Source organism: Amycolatopsis sp. NPDC051128, assembly GCF_040682715.1.
Lineage (GTDB): Bacteria > Actinomycetota > Actinomycetes > Mycobacteriales > Pseudonocardiaceae > Amycolatopsis.
The window spans coordinates 288,214-312,108 of the sequence record NZ_JBFBBN010000004.1; the positions used below are offsets into that span (position 1 = coordinate 288,214).

Sequence of the window (23,895 nt, forward strand, 5' to 3'; positions counted from 1 at the left end):
AGTTCAGCGAGTCGTGGGTGTCGGCGCCGGGCACGGCGCCGGCTCGTTCGTGTGCGCCGTGATGAGCCATTGGCTCTTGTCGACCTTCTGCACCGTGAACGCGCCGAGGGCGGGGCCCCCGCGGATGCCGAACTTGCACGAGCTGATCGTGAAGCTGTCGCCCGGGAAGGGCTCCGAGACGTACGACGGCATCGACTCGGCGTAGTCGTTCTTGTTCTTGACCTGCCGGCTCAGCTCGTGGACCGCGACCTGGCAGTCCGCGTAGCCCAGGTCCTGGGCGAACTTCTGCTGCACGTCTTCGCGCATCCGCCCGCACCCCTGCGGGACGAGGTTCTGGGCGACGGCGTCGTAGACCTGGCGGACCGCCTCGTACGGGCTGGTCGAGAGGATGTGGTTCGTGTGGTAGGTCCCGCCGCCCTCCTCGGCCAGCTGGGCAGACGTCTTGCCGGAGTCGTTGGGGAAGAAGTGGTTGTACAGCCACGTTCCCGCCACGCCCAGGATGATGATCGCCAGCACCCAGGCGATCACCTTCTTTCCCAGCCAGCTCAGCCAGCGCGGCGCCCGGCGGCGTTCGGCCGGGACCAGCTGGTAGCCCGGTGGGATCATCGGTGGCTGGCTTCCGCCGGAGCTGGGCTGGGGGAGCGGGGCGGGTGCCTGGACCACGCCCGCGTCCGGTCGCGGGGCCGGCTGGTTGCCCTGCTGGGTCTGGGTGAACCTCAGGTAGTCCTGGAACTGCTGGAACTGGCGGAACTGCTCCAGTTCCGCCGGATCGACCGGCGGCGTAGGGGCGGGCGCGTTCTGGCCCGCCGGTTCGATGTCCGAGCCCGGCTTTCCGTCGTCACGCTGCTCCGCCACGTGACCATGATGCCCCCCTGGCCGCCGTGTGGAACCCCTAGCCGCCCTAAACGCAGGTCAACGCGGCAGGGGGCGAGTAAACCCTCCCCGGACGACACGGTATAGTTCACGTCGGTTCTACCGAAGACCGCTGGTTTTCCGAGTGCTCCCACGGGCACGAGGAACGAAGGTCCCGCATTTCGCCGGGCGGCCCGCGCAGGAGGAACGAGGCCCGGCCGCGTGAAGACGCGCCGGATGACGCCCCGCGCCTGTCTGCGCGAGGGCGTTTCGTCGTTTCGGGGGCTCTTCGGGCCAGTGGAAACACTAGCCAAGAGAGGAGGCGACCATGGCGAAGCCCGACAAGGTGGCGGCCGTCGCCGAGATCGCGGAGAGCTTCCGCAACAGCTCGGCCACTGTCGTTACTCAGTACACCGGCCTCTCCGTGTCCCAGCTGTCCAAGCTGCGCCGCGCTCTCGGCACCAGTGCCAAGTACCGGGTCGCGAAGAACACCCTCGTCAAGCGTGCCGCTGAGGACGCTGGCGTCCAGGGGCTCGAGGACCTGTTCGTCGGCGCGACCGCCATCGCCTTCGTCGAGGGTGAAGCGGTCGACGCCGCCAAGGCGCTTCGCGACTTCGCGAAGGACAACAACGCGCTTGTGATCAAGGGCGGCTACATGGACGGCCGTGCGCTGTCCGTGGACGAGATCAACCGGATCGCCGATCTCGACAGCCGTGAGGTCCTGCTCGCCAAGGCGGCGGGCGCGTTCAAGGCGAAGCTGTCCCAGGCCGCCGCGCTGTTCCAGGCGCCGGCGTCCCAGGTCGCCCGCCTGGCTGCCGCGCTGGAGGAGAAGCAGCGCAACGCCGCCGGTACCGAAGCAGCCGAAGCACCCGCCGAGAGCTGAACCACCCCACCCCGAACGTCTAGTTCGTTTTTCTGAGAGGAAGCCATCATGGCGAAGCTGAGCACCGCCGAGCTGATCGACGCCTTCAAGGAGCTCACCCTCCTCGAGCTGTCCGAGTTCGTGAAGGAGTTCGAAGAGGTCTTCGACGTGACCGCCGCCGCGCCGGTCGCCGTCGCCGCCGGCCCCGCCGCCGCCGCTGCCGCCCCGGTCGAGGAGCAGGACGAGTTCGACGTCGTCCTCGAGGGCGCCGGCGACAAGAAGATCCAGGTCATCAAGGTCGTCCGTGAGGTCGTCTCGGGCCTGGGCCTGAAGGAGGCCAAGGAGCTGGTCGAGGCCGCTCCCAAGGCCCTCCTGGAGAAGGTCGACAAGGAGGCCGCCGAGGCCGCCAAGGAGAAGCTCGAGGCCGCGGGCGCCAAGATCTCCATCAAGTGATCTCGGGCGCGCAAGCGCCTACGCACCACCTCGCGAAGGGGCGGGCATCCACCTGGATGCCCGCCCCTTCCCGTTTTGCCGGGGTACTGCGTCTTGTCGCACTGACGGGCTCCGCCGCGACTCCCGGGCAAACCGGCTACGGAGGCTCGCTGACCTGCGCCTTCGACCATCCCCTAGGAGCGCTGTCCGGATTGCCCCCGGGTCCCTAAATCGTCAGTCCGGGGTTCGCCGGCTCTGCGACCACGCATTTCGTCGACTACCGTGCTGCCAGTTGCCGATCACGGCGGGATGACGATGAGGCCGGGGCTGGCCAGAAAAGAAAACTGGTGAGTAACCTGTTCGCACTCAGCTCGTTGCACCTGGTTGACGCGGGTACATGCGGCCCTCGAGCCCGCACTCGCCGCCGACGTGGGGTGGCAGGTGTGGCAGCGAGCGCAAAGACGCGGAACAGCTCCTGGAGGTGCGATGGGTGCCGAGGTGGTCATCGAAGGTCTGACCAAGTCCTTCGGTAAGCAGGCCATCTGGCGGGACGTCACGTTGACGCTCCCTCCGGGCGAGGTGTCGGCGATGCTCGGGCCGTCGGGGACCGGTAAGTCGGTCTTCCTGAAGTCGATGATCGGGCTGCTCAAGCCCGACCGCGGCCGCTGCATGATCAACGGGGTGGACATCGTCACCTGCTCCGAGCACAAGCTGTACGAGATCCGGAAGCTGTTCGGTGTCCTGTTCCAGGACGGCGCGCTGTTCGGCTCGATGAACCTCTACGACAACGTCGCCTTCCCGCTGCGCGAGCACACGAAGAAGTCCGAGACGGAGATCCGCCGGATCGTGCTCGAAAAGCTCGACATGACCGGGTTGAACGGCGCCGACAAGAAGCTGCCCGGGGAGATCTCCGGCGGGATGCGCAAGCGTGCCGGCCTCGCCCGCGCCCTGGTGCTGGACCCGGAGATCATTCTGGTCGACGAGCCGGACTCGGGTCTCGACCCGGTCCGCACCACCTACATCTCGCAGCTGTTCCTGGACGTCAACGCGCAGATCGACGCGACGTTCCTGATCGTCACGCACAACATCAACCTGGCGCGGACCGTGCCGGACAACCTGGGCATGCTCTTCCGCAAGGAACTGGTCATGTTCGGCCCGCGCGAGGTGCTGCTGACCAGCGAGGAGCCGGTCGTCAAGCAGTTCCTCAACGGCAAGATGCAGGGCCCGATCGGCATGTCCGAGGAGAAGGACTCCGCCCAGATGGCCGCCGAGCAGGCGATGTTCGAAGCGGGTCACCACGCGGGCGGCGTCGAGGACGTTTCCGGTGTGCCGCCGCAGATGCAGCCGACGCCGGGCGTGCCGACCCGGATGGGCGCGGTCCGCCGCAAGGACCGCGTCATGGAGATCATGCACCGCCTGCCGCCGGCCGCGCAGGAGAGCATCATCGAGTCGCTGAGCCCGGAGGAGCAGCGCCACTACGGTGTGCGGCCGCACCGCGGGCAGCCGCAGCAGGTCGGGGCGCGCCCGCAGTCCGACGGCGTCCCGAACCAGCACCACGGCCAGCTTCCGGCCGACCAGGTGGCGCGCATCCCGGGCGGCGGCCAGCCGCCGAGACCCGGCACGCACCGGGTGCCACCACGAGACAACGGGCCAGGTGGCCGGTGAGCTCTCCCGCTTCACAGGCGAAGATCCCCGGAATCGGCATGCTCCGCGAAACCGGGAACCTGTTCGCCCTCGGCCTCGACATCGTTCGTGGCATTTTCCAGCGTCCGTTCCAGCTGCGGGAGTTCATCCAGCAGTCGTGGTTCATCGCGAGCGTGACCATCCTGCCGACGGCCCTGGTGGCCATTCCCTTCGGCGCGGTCATCTCGCTGCAGTTCGGCTCGCTCGCCCGCCAGCTGGGCGCGCAGTCCTACACCGGCGCGGGCTCCGTGCTCGCCACCGTGCAGCAGGCCAGCCCGCTGGTCACCGCGCTGCTGGTGGCGGGCGCGGGCGGCTCCGCCGTCTGCGCCGACATCGGCGCGCGGACCATCCGCGAGGAGATCGCCGCGATGGAGGTGCTCGGCGTCTCCGCGGTGCAGCGGCTGATCGTGCCGCGCACCCTCGCGATGATGCTGGTCGCGCTGCTGCTCAACGGCATGGTCAGCGTGATCGGCGTGCTGGGCGGCTACTTCTTCAACGTCGTGCTGCAGGGCGGGACGCCGGGTGCCTACCTGGCGAGCTTCTCCGCGCTCGCGCAGCTGCCCGACCTGTGGGTCGGCGAGCTCAAGGCGCTGATCTTCGGGTTCATCGCCGCCGTCGTCGCGTCCTACCGGGGGCTGAACCCCTCGGGCGGCCCCAAGGGGGTCGGAGACGCGGTGAACCAGTCGGTGGTCATCACGTTCCTGCTGCTGTTCGTCGTGAACTTCGTGATCACCCTGATCTACCTGCAGATCGTGCCCGGAAAGCTGGACTAGCGCCATGACGTTCCTCCAGGGCGCTAAACGCGTCGCCAATCGACCCCTGCAGACGCTGGACACGCTGGGCGACCAGATGTCGTTCTACGGCCGGGCATTGCTGTGGACGCCGCGGACGCTGCGCCGCTACACCAAAGAGGTGCTGCGGCTGCTCGCCGAGGTGAGCTTCGGCTCCGGCTCGCTGGCGGTCATCGGCGGCACGGTCGGCGTGATGGTCGGCCTGACTCTGTTCACCGGTGTCCTCGTCGGCCTCCAGGGCTACTCGGCGCTGAACTCGATCGGGACGTCGGCGTTCACCGGCTTCCTGACGGCGTTCTTCAACACGCGCGAGATCGCTCCGCTGGTCGCCGGGCTCGCCTTGAGCGCCACCGTCGGCGCCGGGTTCACCGCGCAGCTCGGCGCGATGCGGATCTCCGAGGAGATCGACGCGCTCGAGGTGATGGGCGTCCCGAGCCTGCCGTACCTGGTGACGACGCGGATCATCGCCGGGTTCGTCGCGGTCATCCCGCTCTACATCATCGGCCTGCTGAGCTCGTACCTCGCGTCACGACTGGTCGTCGTCTACATCTACAACCAGTCGGCCGGCACCTACGACCATTACTTCGACTTGTTCCTGCCACCGCAGGACGTGCTTTATTCGTTCATCAAGGTGCTGTTGTTCAGTGTCTTGATCATCCTGTCGCACTGCTACTTCGGGTACCGGGCGACCGGCGGCCCGGCCGGCGTCGGCGTCGCGGTCGGCAAGGCCGTGCGCCTGTCCATCGTCACGGTGTCGATCATGAACTTCTTCATCGGGTTCGCCATCTGGGGAACCGACGTCACGGTAAGGATCGCGGGATGAGGACGCTCCGTCGCAGGCTGCTCGGCCTGCTGCTCATCGCCGTGATGGTCGGCGGGGTGGCGCTGTCCATCGCGCTCTACGACAAGGCCTTCACGCCCGTCGTCACGGTGAAGCTGGAGGCCGACAAGATCGGCAACCAGCTGATCAAGCAGTCCGACGTCAAGGTGCGGGGGCTGATCGTCGGCTCGGTCGCCGACATCAGCGCCACCGACCACGGCGCGGAGCTGACGCTCGCGCTGCAGCCGGAGTCCGCGAAGCTCATCCCGGAGAACGTCTCGGCGCGGTTCCTGCCGAAGACGCTCTTCGGCGAGCGGTTCGTTTCGCTGGAGATCCCGGAGAAGCCGTCGGCGAAGACTTTGGCCAACGGCGACGTCATCCCGCAGGACCGCACGTCGGGCGCGGTCGAGCTGGAGCAGGCGTTTTCGCACCTGATGCCGGTGTTGCAGGCGGTGCAGCCGCAGAAGCTGTCGGCGACGCTCACCGCGATCTCGACGGCGCTGTCGGGCCGCGGCGACCAGCTCGGCGACACGTTGACGCAGCTGGGCACCTACATCGGCGAGCTGAACCCGCACGAGCCGGAGCTGCAGCACAACCTGAAGGCGCTCGCGGAGTTCTCCGACCACCTGAAGGACTCGGCGCCGGATCTGGTGCAGAGCCTGGACAACCTGAGCACGACGACCCGCACCGTCGTCGACCAGCAGCAGAACCTGTCGAGCCTCTACGGCAGCCTGACCCAGGCCTCGGTGGACCTGCAGACGTTCCTGCGGAACAACAAGGAAAACATCATCTCCCTCGTCGACACCGCCCGGCCCACGGCCGAGCTGCTGGCGAAGTACGCGCCGGAGTACCCCTGCGTGATCTCCCAGATGGCGAAGAACGTGCCGCTGATCGACCAGGCCCTCGGCAAGGGCACCGACAAGCCCGGCCTGCACGCGACGATCGAGATCATCGTGCCGCGCGGGCCGTACCAGGCGGGCAAGGAAGAACCGCGGTTCGACGACAAGCGCGGCCCGCGCTGCTACGACATGAAGACCCTGCCGAACCCGTTCCCGCCGGAGCCACCGGACGGCGCGTTCCAGGACGGGACGAAGCACCAGACCGCGCCGAAGTCGGCCGGCGAAGGGCTCAACCCGGCCAAGTTCAAGGCCGGCGGCAACGGCGGCAGCGGCGGTGATCTGGCGTACTCGACGGCGGAGCAGGGCTTCCTGGCCGACCTGCTCGGCCCGCAGCTCGGCATGAACGCCGCGGACGTCCCGGGCTGGAGCTCGCTGCTCGTCGGTCCGCTGTACCGCGGGGCGGAGGTGACGGTCAAGTGAGGGGTCTGCTCGCGCCGCTGATCAAGCTGATCGCCTTCGTGGTCGTCACCGTGCTGTTCACGACGATCCTCGGGATCAGCATCGCCAACATCAACACCACCAGCACCAACGCCTACAAGGCGCGCTTCACCGACGCGACACTGCTGCTGCCCAACGACGACGTCCGCATCGCCGGCGTCCGGGTCGGGCAGGTCAAGGACGTCAAGATCGTCGACAAGCGGCAGGCCGAGGTCGAGTTCGAGGTCGACTCCGGGCGGACGCTGCCGGCCGGGGTGACCGCGCAGATCAAGTTCCGCAACCTGGTCGGCCAGCGCTACGTCTCGCTCGGCGAGGGCGACGACACCTCCGGCAAGACGCTCAGCCCCGGCGGCACCATCCCGCTGGACCACACCACCCCGGCGCTCGACCTGACCGAGCTGTTCAACGGCTTCAAGCCGCTGTTCACCGCGCTCAACCCGGACGACGTCAACAAGCTGTCCTACGAGGTCATCCAGGTCTTGCAGGGCGAAGGCGGCACCATCGAGAGCCTGCTCTCGCACACGGCGTCGCTGGCCACCACCATCGCCGGCAAGGACCAGGTGATCGGCGAGGTCATCGACAACCTCAACTCCGTGCTCGACACGGTCAACGCGCACACCCCGCAGCTCAACGACCTGATCGTGAAGCTGCAGCAGCTGGTGTCCGGGCTGGCCGCGGACCGCAAGCCGATCGGGGACGCGATCGAGAGCCTGGGCACCCTGGCCGAGACGACGTCCGGGCTGCTGGGCGAGGTGCGCGAGCCGCTGAAGAACGACATCGGCGCGCTCGGCACCCTCACCCAGCAGCTCAACAAGAACGAGCCGGAGCTGGAGCACTTCATCCAGTTCCTGCCGACCAAGGTGAGCACGCTGACCCGCACCGCGGACTACGGCTCCTGGTTCAACTTCTACGCCTGTGAGTTCTCCGGGAGCGTCAGCTTGCCACCACTGATCAACGACGTGCCGATTCCGCTGCTCCCGGCCAACCGGGAGAGGTGCAAGGGATGAAGTCCTTCCAGAACCGCAATCCGGTGCCGATCGCGCTGGTCGGGATCGCCGTGCTGGCGCTCGGCTTCACCGCCGCGCTCAACTCCGACGACCTGCCGGTGATCGGCGGCGGCACCACCTACAGCGCCGAGTTCAGCGAGGCGTCCGGGCTGCAGAAGGACAACGACGTCCGGATCGCCGGCGTCAAGGTCGGCAAGGTCAGCGACATCGAGCTCGACGGCGCGTCGGTGAAGGTGTCGTTCAAGGTCAAGGACGCCTGGCTGGGCGACCGGACCAGCGCCGCGATCAAGATCAAGACGCTGCTCGGGCAGAAGTACCTGTCGCTGGACCCGCAGGGCGAGGGCGCGCTGAACCCGGGCACCGGGATCCCGCGGGCCCGCACGATGGCCCCCTACGACGTGCTCGACGCGTTCCGCGGGCTGTCGCAGACCGTGGACGACATCGACACCAAGCAGCTGGCGCAGAGCTTCGACACCATCTCGCAGACCTTCGCCAACACGCCGCAGGACGTGAAGGGCGCGCTGTCGGGGCTGTCGAAGCTGTCCGGCACGATCGCCTCGCGCGACCAGCAGCTGTCGAACCTGCTGGCCAACACCCGCGAGGTGTCGCAGACCCTGGTCGACCGCGACGCCGAGGTGCAGAAGCTGCTGAACGACGGCAACGACCTGCTCGCCGAGCTGGCGAAGCGCGAAGACGCGATCACGTCCCTGCTGAACGGCTCCCGTGAGCTGGCGACGCAGCTGCAGGGCCTGATCGACGACAACTCGAAGCAGCTCGACCCGGTGCTGACCCAGCTCGACCAGCTGACGTCGATGCTCCAGCGCAACCAGGACTCCCTGGCCGAGGGAATCGCGAAGTTCGCGCCGTTCATCCGGGTCTTCACCAACACCATCGGCAACGGGCGCTGGTTCGACAACTACATCTGTGGCCTGGTGTTACCGTCGTTCGGCCCGATCAACGAAGAGGGGTGCTACACGAAATGAGTGACACCCGCTTCGGTCAGGCCCTGACCAGGGGTTTCGCCATCGCGATCGTGCTCGCGCTCGTCGTCGCCGGCGGGATCTGGTGGACCCTCAAGGACGCCGGCCGCAACCACCTGACCGCGTACTTCGCCGGCGCCGTCGGCCTGTACGAGGGCAACAGCGTGCGGATGCTCGGCGTCGACATGGGCACGGTCACCAAGATCCAGCCCATGGGCAACCAGGTGAAGGTCGAGTTCGAGTACGACCGCTCGGTCGCCGTCCCGGCGGACGCGAAGGCGCTCATCGTGGCGCCGTCGCTGGTGTCGGACCGCTACGTCCAGCTCGCCCCCGCCTACACCGGCGGCCCACGGATCTCCGACGGCGCGGTGATCGGCCTCGACCGCACCGAGGTGCCGCTCGAGGTCGACCAGCTGGCGGCCAGCCTGGCCAGGGTCAGCGAGACCCTCGGTCCGAACGGCGCCAACAAGAACGGGTCGCTGGCGAACCTGCTGAACACCGCGGCGGCCAACGTCGACGGCAACGGCCAGGCCCTGCACGACACGATCACCAAGCTCGGCCAGGCGGCCGGGACCCTGTCCGGCAACAAGGACGACCTGTTCTCCACCGTCGAGAACCTCGGCAAGTTCTCGCAGACGCTGGCCGACTCCGACAAGCAGGTCCGCACCTTCGAGACCAGGCTCGCCGACGTCAGCGGCTACCTGGCGTCCGAAAAGGACAACCTGGCGGCGACCGTGCAACAGCTCGCCACCACGCTCACCGCGGTGCAGGCGTTCATCGACCAGAACCACGACCGGATCAAGTCCAATGTGGACAAGCTGGCCGGGATCACGAAGGTGCTCGTCGACCAGCGCAGCTCGCTCGCCGAGATCCTCGACGTCGCCCCGGTCGGCCTGAGCAACCTGGTCAACACCTACAACGGCTCGTCCGGCACGCTCGACGCCCGGCCGAACCTCAACGAGCTGACCCAGCCGCCGCTGGTGATGATCTGCCGGCTGCTCAAGCAGACGCCGAAGGGGCTCGACGCGCTCGGCAACATCTGCGAGGGCATCGCCGGCGTGGTCGACGGGCTGATCCCGCTGCCGTCCGCGGCGCAGACCGTCCAGGCGCTGCAGGCGGGCAAGCTGCCGCCGCTGCCGCTGCCCATCGCCGGGCAGCTCTACGGTTCGGGAGGTGGGCAGTGAAGAAGCTACTGACAAGTGGGGGCCTGACGGCACTGGCCACCGTGTCCGCGCTGACGCTGTCCGGCTGCGCGTTCAACGGCATCTACGACCTGCCGCTGCCCGGGGGCGCCGACCTCGGCGACCACCCGTACACGGTGAACGTCGAGTTCCGGGACGTGCTCGACCTGACCCCGCAGGCCGGTGTGAAGGTCAACGAGGTGCCGATCGGCCGGGTGGAGAACGTCGGGCTGACCAAGGACGGCTGGCACGCGCTGGTCACGCTGCGGGTCAACGGCGACGTCAAGCTGCCGGCCAACGCGCTGGCCAACGTGAAGCAGTCCAGCCTGCTCGGCGAGAAGTACGTCGAGCTGGCTTCACCCGGCGAGGACCAGGCGCAGGGCAAGCTCGCCGACAACGCGACCATCCCGCTGGCCCGCACCAACCGCAGCGTGGAAGTCGAAGAGCTGCTCGGCGCGCTGTCGCTGCTGCTCAACGGCGGTGGCGTCGACCAGCTCAACACCATCACCAAGGAGCTCAACAACGCCACGTCCGGCCGCGAGCCGGACATCAAGGCGCTGCTGGACAACGCGAACCAGCTGGTGACCAACCTGGACCGGCAGTCGCAGAACATCACCCGGGCGATCGACGGGCTGAACCGGCTGTCCTCCACGCTCAAGGACCAGAAGGACAAGCTGGTCGGCGCGGTCGACAACCTCGGACCCGGGCTCGGCGTGCTCGAACAGCAGCGCGGCCAGCTGGTCACCATGCTCCAGGCGCTGGACAACCTCTCCGGCGTCGCCACCGACACGGTGAACCGGTCCCAGAAGGACCTCGTCGCCGACCTGAAGGCGCTGACCCCGACGTTGCAGAAGCTCGGCGAGGCGGGCAACGACCTGCCGAAGGCCCTGCAGATCCTGCTGACGTTCCCGTTCAGCGACCAAGCCGTCAACGACGTCAAGGGCGACTACTTCAACCTGTTCGCGAAGGTGGACCTGAACCTGAAGAGCGTCGTCGAGAACCTCGGCAACAGCAGGCAGAACCCCCTGTCCGGGGTGGTTCCGCTCCAGGGCCTGACCGGCGGGACCGAAGGCGCGCCGGGCAACCCGCCGCTGCCGATCCCCGGCGCGGGCGGGCAGCAGTCCGGGCAGACGCAGCAGCCGGGGCTCGGCAATCTCTTCGGGCTAGTGGGCGGAGGTGCGGGCTGATGCTGCTGCGCAAGACGAAGATCCAGCTGATCGCCTTCGTGGTCATTTCCGTCGTCGCGATCGTGTACGCGCTGATCCGGTTCGCCGGGCTCGGCAGCGTGTTCGGCAACGACGGCTACACGGTGAAGCTCCAGCTCAACGAATCGGGCGGCATCTTCACCAACGCCGAAGTCACCTACCGCGGCTACAACATCGGCCGGGTCGGCGAAATGCGGCTCACCCAGACCGGGCTCGAGGCCGACCTGAACATCGACCCGTCGGCGCCTCAGGTGCCCGCGGACCTCGACGCCGTCGTCGCCAACCGGTCCGCGGTCGGCGAGCAGTACGTCGACCTCAAGCCGAAGGCCGACCAGGGCCCGTACCTGCGGGCCGGCTCGGTCATCCCGGCGGCGAAGACGACCACCCCGGTCAGCACCGACCGGCTGATCGGCGACCTCGACTCGCTCGCCGCGTCCGTGCCGGTCGATTCGCTGCGCACGGTCGTCGACGAGTCCTACGACGCGTTCCGCGGCACCGGCGGCGACCTGCAGAAGCTGCTCGACACGGCGCGCAGCTTCACCCAGACCGCGCAGGAGTACCTGCCGCAGACGATCCAGCTCCTGGACGCCGGCGGCAAGGTGCTGGACACGCAGAACGACGAGGCGAAGAACTTCGCGTCGTTCAGCAAGAGCCTCAACGAGCTCACCGGCACGCTGAAGAACTCCGACGGCGACCTGCGGAAGCTGATCGGCATCACGCCGCAGGTGGCGTCGCAGATCAGCCAGGTGCTGGCCGAATCCGGCCCGGGCCTCGGCGCGCTGACGGCGAACCTGCTCACCACGGCCAACCTGACCGTGACCCGGCTCGACGGGATCGAGCAGGGCCTGGTCACTTACCCGGCGCTGGCCGGCGCGGCGAGCAGCGTCGCGCCGGGGGACGGCACCGCGCACCTCGGCTTCGTGCTCAACCTGTTCAACCCGCCGTCCTGCACGAAGGGCTACATTCCGTACTCGCAGTTCCGGACCGGAGCCGAGACTTCGCCGAGGCCGGCGAAGGAGGACGCGTACTGTGCCGAACCGAAGGGCAGCCCGATCAACGTCCGCGGCGCGCAGAACGCGCCGTACGGCGGTGTGCCGGTCGCCCCGAGCGACAGTGACGTCGCGGCCAACTCGAACCGGCCGGCGGAGGAGCTCGCGGAGGAGCGCGACACCCGGGGGGTGCCGGGCATCGTCGGCAGCCCCGGCGTCAGCCTGAACAGCCTGGGTTCGCTGCTCGGCCTGGCCTGACGAGGATTTGATGACCGTTACCTACCCTGGAGTGTCATGAGTTCGGACGAGCCGGCCGCCACGGCGGTGGAGGAGTCTTCCGGGACGCCGTCGAAGGAGTCGTCCTCACGGATCCTGGTGCTCGGCGCCGCCGCGCTGGCGCTGGCCGCGCTGATCGCCGCGGCGATCTTCGGGGTCCAGTGGTGGGCGGCCGCTTCCGACGACAACGCCGACCTGGCCGCGTCGCGCGAGGCCGTGGTCAAGGCGGGCACCAACGCGCTGAAGGCCTACACCGAGGTCGACTACACCGACCTCGACGGCTTCTTCGCCCGGCAGAAGTCCGTGTCGGACGACAAGATGTCGCAGCAGATCGACCAGTCGGCGCCGACGTTCCGCAAGGCGCTCGCCGACGCCAAGACGAAGGTCACCACGGACGTCCAGGACATCGCGGTCGAGGAGCTGGACGACCACGAAGGCAAGGCCAGCTTCCTCGCCGCCATCGCCACGACCGTCACCCAGGGGGACAAGAGCAGCGCGAAGCCGCTGCGCCTCGAGGTGTCGATGACCCGCGTGGGCGATGCATGGAAGCTGTCCGGCATCGACAGTGTCCCGCTCGTCGCGGCCGGCCAGTAGCGTCACCCAGAAGGAGCCCGTAGTGCCCCCCTCCCGCCGCCAGCCGCCCACTCCGCCGTCGCGCCGGCCCCGCGTGGCCGGCCTGCGCAAGCCCTCGGTGGACGAGTCCGCCGCCGAGCGGACCGGCCAGCTGCCCGCGGTGCCGTCCGCTCCCGCCGAACCGCGCAAGCCGCGCCCGCGGCCCGCGCCGCGCCCGGCCCCGCGTCCGGCCGAGTCGTTCGAGCCGAGCAGCGGGCGGATCGACACGGAACCGCCGGTCTCGCCGGTCTCGCCGGAACCGCCGGTCTCGCCGGCGGAGGACACGGCGGTGTTCGCGGCGGTCGGCACCGAAGAGGAACCGCGGGTCGACGCGCTCACCGAGGAAGCTCCGGAAGAGGCGCCGGAGGAGGCTCCGGCGCGGCCGGCGCCGAGGCGGAAGAAGCGGGACACCGGCATCGCGAAGCCGACCGACGTCGCCGAGGCCGAAGCCGAGGCCGCCGAAGAAGAGCCCGCGCGGCCCACGGCGTCCCGGGTCTCGAAGCCCTACCTGATGGCGGGGGCGCTGGTGCTCGTCGCGCTGGTCCTGGGCGGGCTGGCGTTCTGGTTCAAGTCCGAAGAGGTCAAGGTCTCCTCGGCGACGAGCAACACCGCGCTGCTGGACGTCGCGAAGACGGCCCAGGTCAAGGACGCCGTCTCGAAGGCGGCCGAGGCGTTGTTCTCCTACGACTTCAACAACATCAAGAAGACCGAGGACGCGGCGAACGACCTGCTCGCCAACGACGACGTCAAGAACAAGTACAACTCGCTGATGGGCGAGGTCAAGCGGCTCGCGCCGGCGCAGAAGATGATCGTGACGTGCAAGGTCACCCGGGCCGCGGTGATCATGCTCAACGGCGACCTGGCCAAGGTGATGGTCTTCGTCGACCAGACGTCGACCCGCACGGACACGAAGAAGACGACGGCGGGCACGGCCCAGCTCCACCTGAACGCCCAGCTCCAGGGCGACAAGTGGAAGATCACCGACATGGACACCTACAACGCCCCGAAGGTCCCGGCGGCGTCGCAGGCACCCGCTTCGCCTTCTCCGTCCAAGTAGGTCAGCTCGCACGCAGCGTCTCCTCGGCCTGGGCGTACGCGGCGGCGGTGACTTCGAGCGCGACCAACGCTTCGCGGAGCTGGTGACGGACCAGCCCCGCGCGGCGCGACCTGCTCGGCTCGGGGATGCTCCTCAGCGCGTGCGCCAGCTCGAGGTGGACGTCGGTGAGCAGGACGCCCAGCGGGGCGAGGGCATCGGCCGCGCGGTGCGCGAGGTGGTCGACGTCGAGATCCGGTGAGCCGAGGGCGCCCAGGTGCGGCGGGGCGGGTTCGTCCTCGCGGTCGTGCACGATGCGGATCGGAATCCACGCGGGGGCGCCGACGCCTTCGGCGAGCAGGACGTACACGGCGCACCGGACGAAGGGCGCCGCGACCTGTGCGCCGCACCGGGCACGGCCGTCGGCCGCGAACAAGTGGACCCGCTCGGGATGGAGGCGGCCCGGCCGCCAGTCGAACGTCATGGGGCAGAAGTTACGGCCGAACTTCGCTTTGGAGAACTGCACAATCGAGGTCTCTGTTCCGGCTTTGTGACAGCCGATCCAGCGAACATGGCTCTTTTCCTCGCCGACGATCCGGTCGTCGCCCGCATCCAGCTCGGCCTTCTCCTGCGCGAACTTCGACAGGACGCCGAACGCACCGCGGCCCAGGCGTGCAAGCACCTGAACTGCTCGCCGGCGAAGATGAGCATGGTCGAGAACGGCAAGCAGGGCATCCCGGTGCGCGAAGTGGCCGCGCTGCTGGACTTCTACGGCGCGGACGACACGTCGGCGGCGGAAGCGTTGCGACTGGCCGCGATTCCCTGGCCGAAGCGGCGTGGGCGTCGAGCGTTGTATCAGGAAGCTGTCCCGGCAACGGCTCGGCGCTATGTCGCTTTGGAGGCCGAGGCCCGGGAGATCGTCGCGTTCGACAACGCCGTGATCAACGGGCTGCTCCAGACCCGCGAATACGCGCGGACGTTGTTGGCGGCTGGGGCGCCGTACCCGGGCAGCCACGAGATCGACGTCAAGCTCGACATCCGGATGCGCCGCCAGGACAAGCTGTTCCGAGAGGAGCCGAGTCCGCTGGAGCTGGACGTGATCATCGACGAGGCTTGCCTGCGTCGGCGCATCGGGAGTGCCGGGATCATGCGGGCTCAGCTGGAGCACTTGATCCAGGTGTCGGAGCGCGAGAATGTCCGGCTTCAGGTGCTGCCGTTCGTGCCGAAGAACGATGAGGCTTTCAATCCGCAGACCGCTTTTTCGATCCTCAAACTTCCCGAGCGCGGTTCCCTCGTCTATATCGAGGACTTCGCCGGTGGCATCTATCCGGAAGACGGACTGCTGATCCAGGAGTATGCGACAGCCTTCGAACGCCTGCGTCGGGCAGCTCTGGACGGCGACGAAGCTCGTGCGTTCCTCGCTAGGCTGGTGGCCCAGGATGGGTGACCGGCTGAAGCGAGGCAGGCATGCTCGACGTGAAGCTGCGGTGGCGGACGAGCAGCTACAGCGGCAACGCGAGCGGCAACTGTGTCGAGGTGGCTGTGTCGCGGGCGGTGTACGTCCGTGACACGAAGGACCGCGAGGGCGGGACACAATTGTTCGAGGCGGCGGCGTGGTCGGCATTCTTGGCTGATCTGCGCTAGCGCGTTCTTGGCGTCGGCGTGCGGCGCCGACCCGCTGGTGACTTACGACGCGGGCCCGGGCTGGACCCGCAGTGCCGACGCCCTGCCGCTCGGTCCGGCGAACTTCGAGCTGGAGAGCTTCGGGCCGAGCCGCTGCGTGAACGTTGAACGGCCTGTCGCGCTGCTGGGGAGGGGCTTGGTCTCCGGTACTCAGGACGTCGACGGTGCTTTGACGAAGGTGCTGCGTGAAGGCTTGCTGAACCGGCTGTTCGGCCTGCGGGCGATGGCAGTCGGAGGGCTCCCACACGACATCCGCGCCGGGACGACGGCCGGTCGCGGCGCGACGATCTTCATCGCCGAGCAGTCCTGTATCCCGGCCGACCTGGCGGCCGCTCCCGTGGTCCTCGACCTGCGCGGATACCCGGTCCACGACCCGGACGGCGTCGCCGTGGTGTTCCTGGTCGGCACCCTTCCGGACGATGCCCGCGACCGGATTCTGACCTCCGTCCGGGTGACTCGCTGAACTGGGTGGAACGGCTGAATCACTCCCCGTCGTCTGATAGCTTGTTCGGTTGACGGAGTGTGTACGGGCGCTCACGGGACTTCGGGGAGGAAGTCTGAATGCCTGATTTCGTGCGAGAGGTGACGGGTGCGGCCGGGTATCGAGTCCCGGCGGACGACCCGTCGTTCAAGGGCATCCACGCGACGGAGATGCGTGTTCTCCAGGAGCGCCTGAGCCAGGCGGGCGCAGGTGGCGGCTCCGGTGGGTTCAAGCTGGACGTGGAGCAGATGTTGGCGCTCCTGCCCGAGTGGAAGGACCTCCGCGACACCCTGGACTGGATCCGTCAGCGTGCAACAGATCTGGGCTACGTCCTTCCCCCAGCAGCGGATGAGTCGAGCACTACACAGAACCGAGCGGCGCTGGCCCACGCTGAACGCTACGCGCGGAGTATCGAAGATCAGTACAACTACGCGGCCGCCTACGTGGATTCACTAACGAAGATGATCGCGAAGTACCAGCACGGCGACGGCTCAGCCAGCGACATGTTCACCACCATGGGGATGGATCTTTGATGCGGGCGAAAGTGCTACCGGTTTTCAGTCTTGCCGTCTTGTTGGTGGGATGCTCGACCAGCGTCGCCGGTAAACCGGCGCCGGTGACCAGCGCGTCGCCATCGGGGCCAAGTGGTGGAGCCGTACCCCAAGTTTCGCGGCCATTGGATGTCTCGCGGTTTGAGAAGGAGCCGTGTGCGGCACTGACACCAGGCCAGCTCGCCGATTTCGGAGTTACCCGTCAGCCGAACTCGATGCCCGGAGATGCCCTTGGTCCAAGCTGTACATGGAACGGCCTTGACGAGGGCGGTGTCACCGTCGGTACGCGGCTGTTGATCAGCGGCAACCTGGCCAGCTTGTACAAGAAACATGAACAGGGAGGACTTCCGTTTTTCCGGCCGGTCGCCGATATATCGGGGTATCCGGGTGTGCTGACCGACCTGCTCGATGCGCAGCCGCAAGGCAAATGCTCTGCAGAAGTCGCCGTGAGTGATGATCGGCTCTACAGCGTCCAGGTGACGATTTCGCGGAACTCGAGGGACTACGCAGATCCGTGTCCGGTGGTGCAGAAGGCTGCGGAGCTGGCCGTCTCCACCATGAAAGGATCCTGATGGCTGAATACACCGCTCAGCAGATCGTCGACTTCCTCAAGTCCGGCGATGGACCCGAAAGTCTTTTCGCCTCCAGTGAGCTGGCTCAGCAAATGGCGGCCAAGCATGTCGAGGCGCGGGACATGATGACTCGCCTTCAGTCCGCCATGGCCGAGGCCTGGTCCGGTGATGCCGCCGCCCAAGCTCAGGCCGGTGCGGGGCCACTGCTCGCCGCCTCCGCGGTCAGTGCCGTCCACCTCGGCGCGGCCCAAAACTCGCTGATGACCCAGGGTGCCGACTACGCCGACCTGCGGAACAAGGTCGGCGACGGGCCCGGCCCCCAGCCCCACGAGGACTTCCTCAGCCGCAACCTGCCGGTGCTCACCCACAAGGACGAAGAGATCGCCGGGTGGAACGCCAAGGCGCAGGAAGTCGTCCAGCACTACGGCACCTACAACGGCCAGAGCACCGACAACGCCGCCGGTCTGCCCCAGGACTACGGCGATCTCACCCTGCCGTCGGGTGGTGCCGACATCGAACACGCCGAGAAGCCACCGGCCGTCACGCCGCCCGCCGGGCGCGACGACCACCGGACGGGCACCGACCGCACCACGCAGGGCGAGCACCGCGGCACCGACGTTCCCGGCCAGGTCACTTCTCAGCAGCAGCCTCCGAGCACCGACACCCCCACCACCCAGCAGCACCCCGGCACCACCACCGGCCAGGACGACACGACCCGGACGTCCGGGCTCACCCCGGTCGCACACACAGGCCCCGGCGACGGCACGACCCGGCCCGGACCGATCAACCCCGGCTTCGGCCGGGACGGTGGATCCGGTGACATCAACGCCCGGCTCGGCCCGGGCGTACCGGTGATCAACGGCCCGGGGGAAACCGCTCGGATCGGGACACCCGGAAGCGGGCGCGGTGGGTCCGGAAGCGAGCCCGGCGGTGGGCGCAGCGGTGCCGGAACGGGAAGCGAGCGCGGGGGGACCGGAAGCGGGCCTGGCGGCCGGAGCGGCACCGGGCGGTTCGGCGAACCCGGGGTCGCGCGGCCGGGCGCGGTCGGCGCCTCCGGGAAACCCGGCGCCGGCGGCATCGGGGGCCCCATGGGCCGCGGCGGCCAGAAAGAGGAGGACAAGGAGCACAAGCGGCTCGACATCCTCCAGGAACCCGATTCCGACGAGCTGTTCGGCGGGTTCCCGGACGGCATGAAGCCGGTTCCGCCGACCATCGGCGCCTGATGGCCGTCCGGCACGAAACCGTCCTGAACGCGGCGAGCGTGCATTGGGCGGCGGAACGGCTGGGGCTCACGCTCCCGCCCGTGCTCGCTCCCGAGCCGGTGTGGCGCAGTCCGGACGCGGAATCCGCCCGGGCCGAAGCCGCGCGCGAAGAGCTGGCCGCGGAGGGTTTCCTCGACCGTGACGAGCCCGGCGAGGACCTCGAACACAGCTTGCGGCTCCTCTGCCGCGCTCCGGCCGAGGTGTCGGCTTACGCGCAAACCGAAGAGCTGACCTACCGGCTGCACGCCGCCGCCGGGCGGCGGGCGGGGGCGTTCGCGTGCTATCTGCCCAGGGACGGCCGGATCCTGCTGCGGCCCGCCCGCCTCGAGGCCCTGGCCAGGATGGTCGTCCGCGAGCTGCCCGAGCATCCGCCCGCCCGGTCCGTCTCGTACTCGGTGCCGGTCGCGGACCTGACCCGCGAAGAACCCCACGGTCAGGCCGCCCGCGTCGCGGCGATCTTCGCGCAACCCCGGTACGCCGGAGGGCAGGTCTTCGCCGGCGTCCGGGACCACCGAGGCCATCGCCGGAGCGAACCGATCACCTTCGTCGACACCGACCAGGGGCGCTGGCTCAGCCATCTCTCCGAGGATGGCCGGTTCGTGATCACCATCGGCGGCTCCGACGACGCACTGCTCGCCAAACTGGAGGAGCTGAAGCAGGAGCTGGGCTGAAGGCTCAGCTCCTGTGCTCCACGGAGAGCCCGTGCGGCAGGTGTACGCGCAGACGAACGATGTCCTCGGTGGACAGTCCGATCTCGAGAGCGCGGCCGTCGTCACCGTGCGGTGCCCGAGCGGGACGGTCGCCTCGTTGGGCGACAAAGCGAGCGTGGAGGACGACGCCTCTCCGCGGCTGCTCGGCGGATCGACGCCGCCATCGGCGGTGAGCGTCGGAAACCGGCGGGGCCGACCTGTTTTCGTTGATGCTCAAGGACTTTCTCGGCTCGGTGGAGACGGGTGAAGGGGCCGGCCCGGACGGTCAGGCCGAGTTGCGGGCGAGCCGGATCATCCAGGCCGCTTACGAGTCGGCGCGCACCGGTCAGCCCGTCGATCTGACGCCGGAGGGCTGAGGGTTCTTCGGCGCGGTATCCCCCGGCGGCCGACCGCGGTGCGGCGGCGGCCAGGCGCGGCAGGAGGGGCGCGCAAGAGACCGGCAGCGACGATGCGAGCGGCTCGTCGGTGCCCGGTCGCCGCGACAGTCCACGACGGACTCCGGCGCGACTCCCGTCAACCCCTCTCCGTCCTCTCCTCCGGCCGGATCCAGGGGTCCGGCGATAGATCATTCCTCCGGTACCGCTTCCGGCCGGTGGGCTTCGACATACTGCCCGAGAGCGAGGAAACCCCAGGTGAGAGCATACGAGGTGGCGCTACCGGCGGGTAACTGGAATGATATTCGGCCGCTCACGCTCCGCTGCACCTCTTCCACGCTGCGCCAACCGGCGGGACCCCCGTGTGGCATCTTGACTGGAGGCGTCGGTGGGGTCACGCTTACTCCCAACGGCGAAACCGGAAGCCCTTGCGGGAGGGATGACCGGGTCGCTTGGAGGCATACCTGAAGACGTTGCGATGCAGGCTGGGCCCCGTCGGGAGCGCCCCCTGGACAAGCCGCAGCGTTCGGGCTAGACTGTCTCTTTGCGCTGCCCTCTTTCAGGCTGCCCTGCGCAGGTAGTTAGGATAGTGGGCACACGGCACCCTTGACAGTCACCGATCACTGTTGGTATGGCGGCTGTCACCGCTCATTGTCCCCGGAAGGACGCATCTTGGCAGTCTCTCCCGCGAACCAGGCCACTGCTGCGACCACCTCGGCTGTATCTCGCTCGGAGGCCACGGGAATCCCCGGCGCGCCCAAGCGGGTCTCCTTCGCAAAGATTCGCGAGCCCCTCAAGACCCCCAACCTGCTCGATGTCCAGATCCAGTCGTTCCAGTGGTTCACCGGTGACGAAGCGTGGTTCCAGCGTCGTGTCGAGGAAGGTGAAGAGAACCCGGTCGGCGGCCTCGAAGAGGTTCTCAACGAGATCTCCCCGATCGAAGACTTCTCCGGTTCGATGTCCCTGTCCTTCTCCGCCCCGCGCTTCGACGAGGTCAAGGCCTCGATCGAGGAGTGCAAGGACAAGGACATGACGTACGCGGCCCCGCTGTTCGTCACGGCGGAGTTCGTCAACAACAACACGGGTGAGATCAAGAGCCAGACGGTCTTCCTCGGCGACTTCCCCGTGATGACCGACAAGGGCACCTTCGTCATCAACGGCACCGAGCGTGTCGTGGTGTCGCAGCTGGTCCGCTCGCCGGGCGTCTACTACTCCAAGGAAATCGACAAGACGAGCGACAAGGACGTCTTCAGCGTCCGGGTCATCCCGAGCCGGGGTGCCTGGCTGGAGTTCGACGTCGACAAGCGCGACACCGTCGGCGTCCGCATCGACCGCAAGCGCCGCCAGCCGGTCACCGTGCTGCTGAAGGCGCTTGGCTGGACCACCGAGGCGATCCGCGAGCGCTTCTCCTTCTCGGAGACGCTGCTCGCCACCCTCGAGAAGGACCACACCGCGGGCACCGACGAGGCGCTGCTCGACATCTACCGCAAGCTCCGCCCGGGCGAACCGCCCACGAAGGAGAGCGCGCAGACCCTGCTGGAGAACCTGTTCTTCAAGGCGAAGCGCTACGACCTGGCCAAGGTCGGCCGGTACAAGGTCAACAAGAAGCTCGGTCTGTCGACGCCGATCGAAAACGGGACGCTGACCGAAGAGGACATCGTCACCATCATCGAGTACCTGGTCCGGCTGCACGCCGGCGAGGACAAGATGACCGCGGCGAACAACACCGAGATCCCGGTCGAGACCGACGACATCGACCACTTCGGCAACCGTCGGATCCGTACCGTCGGCGAGCTGATCCAGAACCAGATCCGGGTCGGCCTGTCCCGCACCGAGCGCGTCGTCCGCGAGCGCATGACGACGCAGGACGTCGAGGCGATCACGCCGCAGACCCTGATCAACATCCGCCCGATCGGCGCGGCGATCAAGGAGTTCTTCGGCACCTCGCAGCTCTCGCAGTTCATGCAGCAGACCAACCCGATCGACGGCCTGACCCACAAGCGCCGCCTGAACGCGCTCGGCCCGGGTGGTCTGTCCCGTGAGCGCGCCGGCATGGAGGTCCGCGACGTCCACCCGTCGCACTACGGCCGGATGTGCCCGATCGAGACGCCGGAAGGCCCGAACATCGGCCTGATCGGCTCGCTGTGCTCGTACGCGCGGGTCAACCCGTTCGGCTTCATCGAGACGCCGTACCGCAAGGTCGTCGAAGGCCGGGTCACCGACCAGGTCGACTACCTGACGGCGGACGAAGAGGACCGGTTCGTCAAGGCGCAGGCGAACGCCCCGATCTCCGACGACGGCACCTTCGTCGAAGACCGGGTCATGGCGCGGCGCAAGGGCGGCGAGGTCGAGCTGATCGACCCGCTCGACATCGACTACATGGACGTCTCGCCGCGGCAGATGGTTTCGATCGCCACGGCGATGATCCCGTTCCTCGAGCACGACGACGCGAACCGCGCGCTGATGGGCGCCAACATGCAGCGCCAGGCGGTGCCGCTGCTGCGCAGCACGGCGCCGTACGTCGGCACCGGCGTGGAGCTGCGGGCCGCGATCGACTCCGGTGACATGCTGGTCGCCGAGCAGTCGGGTGTGGTGGAGGAGCTCTCCGCCGACCTGATCACGGTCATGCACGACGACGGGACGCGGAAGAGCTACAGCCTCTACAAGTTCCGCCGCTCGAACCACGGCACCTGCTTCAACCACCGCCCGATCGTCAACGAGGGCGACCGGGTCGAGGCCGGCCAGGTCATCGCCGACGGCCCGTCCACCGAGAACGGTGAGGTCGCGCTCGGCAAGAACCTGCTCGTCGCGGTCATGCCGTGGGAGGGCCACAACTACGAGGACGCGATCATCCTCTCCGAGCGCCTGGTGCAGGACGACGTGCTGACGTCGATCCACATCGAGGAGCACGAGATCGACGCCCGCGACACCAAGCTGGGCGCCGAGGAGATCACCCGGGACATCCCGAACGTCTCCGAGGAGGTGCTCGCCGACCTCGACGAGCGCGGCATCATCCGCATCGGCGCCGAGGTCCGCGACGGCGACATCCTGGTCGGCAAGGTCACGCCGAAGGGCGAGACCGAGCTGACCCCGGAAGAGCGTCTGCTCCGCGCGATCTTCGGCGAGAAGGCCCGCGAGGTCCGCGACACCTCGCTGAAGGTGCCGCACGGCGAGACCGGCAAGGTCATCGGCATCCGGGTGTTCTCCCGCGAGGACGACGACGAGCTGCCCCCGGGCGTCAACGAGCTGGTCCGCGTCTACGTGGCCCAGAAGCGCAAGATCCAGCCGGGCGACAAGCTCGCCGGCCGGCACGGGAACAAGGGTGTCATCGGCAAGATCCTTCCGGTCGAGGACATGCCGTTCATGGAGGACGGCACGCCCGTCGACATCATCCTGAACACCCACGGTGTCCCGCGACGGATGAACATCGGCCAGATCCTCGAGCTGCACCTGGGCTGGCTGGCTTCGCAGGGCTGGACGATCGAGGGCAACCCCGACTGGGCGAAGAACCTCAACGAGGAGCTCTACGACGTCGCGCCCGGCACGAACACCGCGACCCCGGTGTTCGACGGCGCGAAGGAAGAGGAGCTCACCGGGCTGCTCAGCGCGACCAAGCCGAACCGTGACGGTGAGCGCATGGTCAAGGAGAACGGCAAGGCGACCCTGCTGGACGGCCGTTCCGGCGAGCCGTACCCATACCCGGTCGCGGTCGGCTACATGTACATCCTGAAGCTGCACCACCTGGTCGACGACAAGATCCACGCCCGCTCCACCGGTCCGTACTCGATGATCACGCAGCAGCCGCTGGGTGGTAAGGCGCAGTTCGGTGGCCAGCGCTTCGGTGAGATGGAGTGCTGGGCGATGCAGGCGTACGGCGCTGCCTACACGCTGCAGGAGCTGCTGACGATCAAGTCGGACGATGTGGTCGGCCGCGTCAAGGTGTACGAGGCCATCGTCAAGGGGGAGAACATCCCCGAGCCGGGCATCCCGGAGTCGTTCAAGGTGCTCCTCAAGGAGCTCCAGTCGCTGTGCCTGAACGTCGAGGTGCTCTCCAGCGACGGTGCGGCGATCGAGATGCGCGACTCCGACGACGAGGACCTCGAGCGCGCCGCGGCCAACCTCGGCATCAACCTGTCCCGCAACGAGTCGCCCTCGGTGGACGACGTCGTGCACTGATCGCGAGCTGAGCCGGGACCTACCTC

Annotated in this window: 24 protein-coding genes; 22 read left to right on the plus strand and 2 right to left on the minus strand. The window is 68.1% G+C overall.

Annotated features, from left to right (window positions below):
• Window positions 1–3: 3 nt before the first annotated feature.
• On the minus strand, window positions 4–855 hold the full coding sequence (locus AB0M82_RS07245; RefSeq protein ID WP_364718415.1) for a hypothetical protein: 852 nt from the start codon (window positions 853–855) through the stop codon (window positions 4–6).
• Window positions 856–1,180: 325 nt separating this feature from the next.
• On the opposite strand from AB0M82_RS07245, the gene rplJ reads away from it, so the two are divergent.
• The 13 genes from rplJ (at window position 1,181) to AB0M82_RS07310 (ending at window position 14,084) form a co-directional block, all read left to right on the plus strand.
• On the plus strand, window positions 1,181–1,735 hold the full coding sequence (gene rplJ / locus AB0M82_RS07250; RefSeq protein ID WP_364718417.1) for a 50S ribosomal protein L10: 555 nt from the start codon (window positions 1,181–1,183) through the stop codon (window positions 1,733–1,735).
• Between the two features lie 48 nt (window positions 1,736–1,783).
• Window positions 1,784–2,167 carry a 50S ribosomal protein L7/L12 gene (gene rplL, locus AB0M82_RS07255; protein WP_013222530.1) on the plus strand — a complete coding sequence of 128 codons (384 nt, stop codon included), beginning with the start codon at window positions 1,784–1,786 and terminating at the stop codon, window positions 2,165–2,167.
• 465 nt (window positions 2,168–2,632) lie between these two features.
• Window positions 2,633–3,811, plus strand: coding sequence for an ABC transporter ATP-binding protein (locus tag AB0M82_RS07260; RefSeq protein WP_364718419.1), 1,179 nt, complete (start codon window positions 2,633–2,635; stop codon window positions 3,809–3,811).
• A 38-nt stretch (window positions 3,812–3,849) separates the two neighbouring features.
• Window positions 3,850–4,602, plus strand: coding sequence for an ABC transporter permease (locus AB0M82_RS07265; RefSeq protein WP_364718524.1), 753 nt, complete (start codon window positions 3,850–3,852; stop codon window positions 4,600–4,602).
• Between the two features lie 4 nt (window positions 4,603–4,606).
• A complete protein-coding gene (locus tag AB0M82_RS07270; protein WP_364718421.1) occupies window positions 4,607–5,443 on the plus strand; it encodes an ABC transporter permease in 837 nt (278 codons plus the stop codon).
• A complete protein-coding gene (locus AB0M82_RS07275) occupies window positions 5,440–6,759 on the plus strand; it encodes an MCE family protein (protein ID WP_364718423.1) in 1,320 nt (439 codons plus the stop codon). Before AB0M82_RS07270 ends, AB0M82_RS07275 begins: the two co-directional genes overlap by 4 nt.
• The gene (locus tag AB0M82_RS07280; protein WP_364718425.1) at window positions 6,756–7,784 is read left to right on the plus strand and encodes an MCE family protein; all 1,029 of its coding nucleotides are present in this window, start codon (window positions 6,756–6,758) and stop codon (window positions 7,782–7,784) included. Before AB0M82_RS07275 ends, AB0M82_RS07280 begins: the two co-directional genes overlap by 4 nt.
• Entirely contained in the window at window positions 7,781–8,767 is a 987-nt protein-coding gene (locus AB0M82_RS07285) for an MCE family protein (protein WP_364718427.1), read from the plus strand. Before AB0M82_RS07280 ends, AB0M82_RS07285 begins: the two co-directional genes overlap by 4 nt.
• Window positions 8,764–9,948, plus strand: coding sequence for an MCE family protein (locus AB0M82_RS07290; RefSeq protein ID WP_364718429.1), 1,185 nt, complete (start codon window positions 8,764–8,766; stop codon window positions 9,946–9,948). Before AB0M82_RS07285 ends, AB0M82_RS07290 begins: the two co-directional genes overlap by 4 nt.
• On the plus strand, window positions 9,945–11,132 hold the full coding sequence (locus AB0M82_RS07295; protein WP_364718431.1) for an MCE family protein: 1,188 nt from the start codon (window positions 9,945–9,947) through the stop codon (window positions 11,130–11,132). Before AB0M82_RS07290 ends, AB0M82_RS07295 begins: the two co-directional genes overlap by 4 nt.
• A complete protein-coding gene (locus AB0M82_RS07300) occupies window positions 11,132–12,397 on the plus strand; it encodes an MlaD family protein (protein WP_364718433.1) in 1,266 nt (421 codons plus the stop codon). The genes AB0M82_RS07295 and AB0M82_RS07300 overlap by 1 nt, the downstream gene beginning before the upstream one ends.
• 36 nt (window positions 12,398–12,433) lie before the next feature.
• Window positions 12,434–13,009 carry a hypothetical protein gene (locus AB0M82_RS07305; RefSeq protein ID WP_364718435.1) on the plus strand — a complete coding sequence of 192 codons (576 nt, stop codon included), beginning with the start codon at window positions 12,434–12,436 and terminating at the stop codon, window positions 13,007–13,009.
• A 73-nt stretch (window positions 13,010–13,082) separates the two neighbouring features.
• Window positions 13,083–14,084, plus strand: a complete 1,002-nt coding sequence (locus AB0M82_RS07310; RefSeq protein WP_364718526.1) for a hypothetical protein — start codon at window positions 13,083–13,085, stop codon at window positions 14,082–14,084.
• A gap of 1 nt (window position 14,085) precedes the next feature.
• Here AB0M82_RS07310 and AB0M82_RS07315 read toward each other — a convergent pair whose 3' ends face one another.
• Window positions 14,086–14,544: a hypothetical protein gene (locus tag AB0M82_RS07315; protein WP_364718437.1), complete on the minus strand. Its 459-nt coding sequence runs from the start codon at window positions 14,542–14,544 to the stop codon at window positions 14,086–14,088.
• Between the two features lie 87 nt (window positions 14,545–14,631).
• On the opposite strand from AB0M82_RS07315, the gene AB0M82_RS07320 reads away from it, so the two are divergent.
• From AB0M82_RS07320 to AB0M82_RS07360, 9 genes are all read left to right on the plus strand, one after another.
• Window positions 14,632–15,507 (plus strand): helix-turn-helix transcriptional regulator, encoded by an 876-nt coding sequence (locus AB0M82_RS07320; protein WP_364718439.1) that lies wholly within the window; start codon window positions 14,632–14,634, stop codon window positions 15,505–15,507.
• Window positions 15,508–15,527: 20 nt separating this feature from the next.
• Window positions 15,528–15,704: a DUF397 domain-containing protein gene (locus tag AB0M82_RS07325; RefSeq protein ID WP_364718441.1), complete on the plus strand. Its 177-nt coding sequence runs from the start codon at window positions 15,528–15,530 to the stop codon at window positions 15,702–15,704.
• Between the two features lie 37 nt (window positions 15,705–15,741).
• Window positions 15,742–16,206 carry a hypothetical protein gene (locus AB0M82_RS07330; protein WP_364718443.1) on the plus strand — a complete coding sequence of 155 codons (465 nt, stop codon included), beginning with the start codon at window positions 15,742–15,744 and terminating at the stop codon, window positions 16,204–16,206.
• 98 nt (window positions 16,207–16,304) lie between these two features.
• Window positions 16,305–16,757: a hypothetical protein gene (locus tag AB0M82_RS07335; RefSeq protein ID WP_364718445.1), complete on the plus strand. Its 453-nt coding sequence runs from the start codon at window positions 16,305–16,307 to the stop codon at window positions 16,755–16,757.
• Entirely contained in the window at window positions 16,757–17,347 is a 591-nt protein-coding gene (locus tag AB0M82_RS07340; RefSeq protein ID WP_364718447.1) for a DUF3558 domain-containing protein, read from the plus strand. The genes AB0M82_RS07335 and AB0M82_RS07340 overlap by 1 nt, the downstream gene beginning before the upstream one ends.
• On the plus strand, window positions 17,347–18,570 hold the full coding sequence (locus AB0M82_RS07345) for a hypothetical protein (protein WP_364718449.1): 1,224 nt from the start codon (window positions 17,347–17,349) through the stop codon (window positions 18,568–18,570). The genes AB0M82_RS07340 and AB0M82_RS07345 overlap by 1 nt, the downstream gene beginning before the upstream one ends.
• Window positions 18,570–19,280 (plus strand): ESX secretion-associated protein EspG, encoded by a 711-nt coding sequence (locus AB0M82_RS07350; RefSeq protein ID WP_364718451.1) that lies wholly within the window; start codon window positions 18,570–18,572, stop codon window positions 19,278–19,280. Before AB0M82_RS07345 ends, AB0M82_RS07350 begins: the two co-directional genes overlap by 1 nt.
• Window positions 19,281–19,528: 248 nt before the next feature.
• Window positions 19,529–19,675, plus strand: coding sequence for a hypothetical protein (locus tag AB0M82_RS07355; RefSeq protein ID WP_364718528.1), 147 nt, complete (start codon window positions 19,529–19,531; stop codon window positions 19,673–19,675).
• A gap of 690 nt (window positions 19,676–20,365) precedes the next feature.
• Window positions 20,366–23,869 carry a DNA-directed RNA polymerase subunit beta gene (locus AB0M82_RS07360; protein ID WP_364718453.1) on the plus strand — a complete coding sequence of 1,168 codons (3,504 nt, stop codon included), beginning with the start codon at window positions 20,366–20,368 and terminating at the stop codon, window positions 23,867–23,869.
• The last annotated feature ends 26 nt before the right edge of the window (window positions 23,870–23,895 follow it).

What these genes read in the sequence shown, in the direction of transcription:
- rplJ (WP_364718417.1), top strand. Translation starts at nt 1,181, where the DNA reads ATGGCGAAGCCCGACAAGGTGGCGGCCGTCGCCGAGATCGCGGAGAGC.
- rplL (WP_013222530.1), top strand. Translation starts at nt 1,784, where the DNA reads ATGGCGAAGCTGAGCACCGCCGAGCTGATCGACGCCTTCAAGGAGCTC.
- AB0M82_RS07260 (WP_364718419.1), top strand. Translation starts at nt 2,633, where the DNA reads ATGGGTGCCGAGGTGGTCATCGAAGGTCTGACCAAGTCCTTCGGTAAG.
- AB0M82_RS07265 (WP_364718524.1), top strand. Translation starts at nt 3,850, where the DNA reads ATGCTCCGCGAAACCGGGAACCTGTTCGCCCTCGGCCTCGACATCGTT.
- AB0M82_RS07270 (WP_364718421.1), top strand. Translation starts at nt 4,607, where the DNA reads ATGACGTTCCTCCAGGGCGCTAAACGCGTCGCCAATCGACCCCTGCAG.
- AB0M82_RS07275 (WP_364718423.1), top strand. Translation starts at nt 5,440, where the DNA reads ATGAGGACGCTCCGTCGCAGGCTGCTCGGCCTGCTGCTCATCGCCGTG.
- AB0M82_RS07285 (WP_364718427.1), top strand. Translation starts at nt 7,781, where the DNA reads ATGAAGTCCTTCCAGAACCGCAATCCGGTGCCGATCGCGCTGGTCGGG.
- AB0M82_RS07290 (WP_364718429.1), top strand. Translation starts at nt 8,764, where the DNA reads ATGAGTGACACCCGCTTCGGTCAGGCCCTGACCAGGGGTTTCGCCATC.
- AB0M82_RS07300 (WP_364718433.1), top strand. Translation starts at nt 11,132, where the DNA reads ATGCTGCTGCGCAAGACGAAGATCCAGCTGATCGCCTTCGTGGTCATT.
- AB0M82_RS07305 (WP_364718435.1), top strand. Translation starts at nt 12,434, where the DNA reads ATGAGTTCGGACGAGCCGGCCGCCACGGCGGTGGAGGAGTCTTCCGGG.
- AB0M82_RS07315 (WP_364718437.1), bottom strand. Translation starts at nt 14,544, where the DNA reads ATGACGTTCGACTGGCGGCCGGGCCGCCTCCATCCCGAGCGGGTCCAC.
- AB0M82_RS07320 (WP_364718439.1), top strand. Translation starts at nt 14,632, where the DNA reads ATGGCTCTTTTCCTCGCCGACGATCCGGTCGTCGCCCGCATCCAGCTC.
- AB0M82_RS07325 (WP_364718441.1), top strand. Translation starts at nt 15,528, where the DNA reads ATGCTCGACGTGAAGCTGCGGTGGCGGACGAGCAGCTACAGCGGCAAC.
- AB0M82_RS07335 (WP_364718445.1), top strand. Translation starts at nt 16,305, where the DNA reads ATGCCTGATTTCGTGCGAGAGGTGACGGGTGCGGCCGGGTATCGAGTC.
- AB0M82_RS07340 (WP_364718447.1), top strand. Translation starts at nt 16,757, where the DNA reads ATGCGGGCGAAAGTGCTACCGGTTTTCAGTCTTGCCGTCTTGTTGGTG.
- AB0M82_RS07345 (WP_364718449.1), top strand. Translation starts at nt 17,347, where the DNA reads ATGGCTGAATACACCGCTCAGCAGATCGTCGACTTCCTCAAGTCCGGC.
- AB0M82_RS07350 (WP_364718451.1), top strand. Translation starts at nt 18,570, where the DNA reads ATGGCCGTCCGGCACGAAACCGTCCTGAACGCGGCGAGCGTGCATTGG.
- AB0M82_RS07355 (WP_364718528.1), top strand. Translation starts at nt 19,529, where the DNA reads ATGCTCAAGGACTTTCTCGGCTCGGTGGAGACGGGTGAAGGGGCCGGC.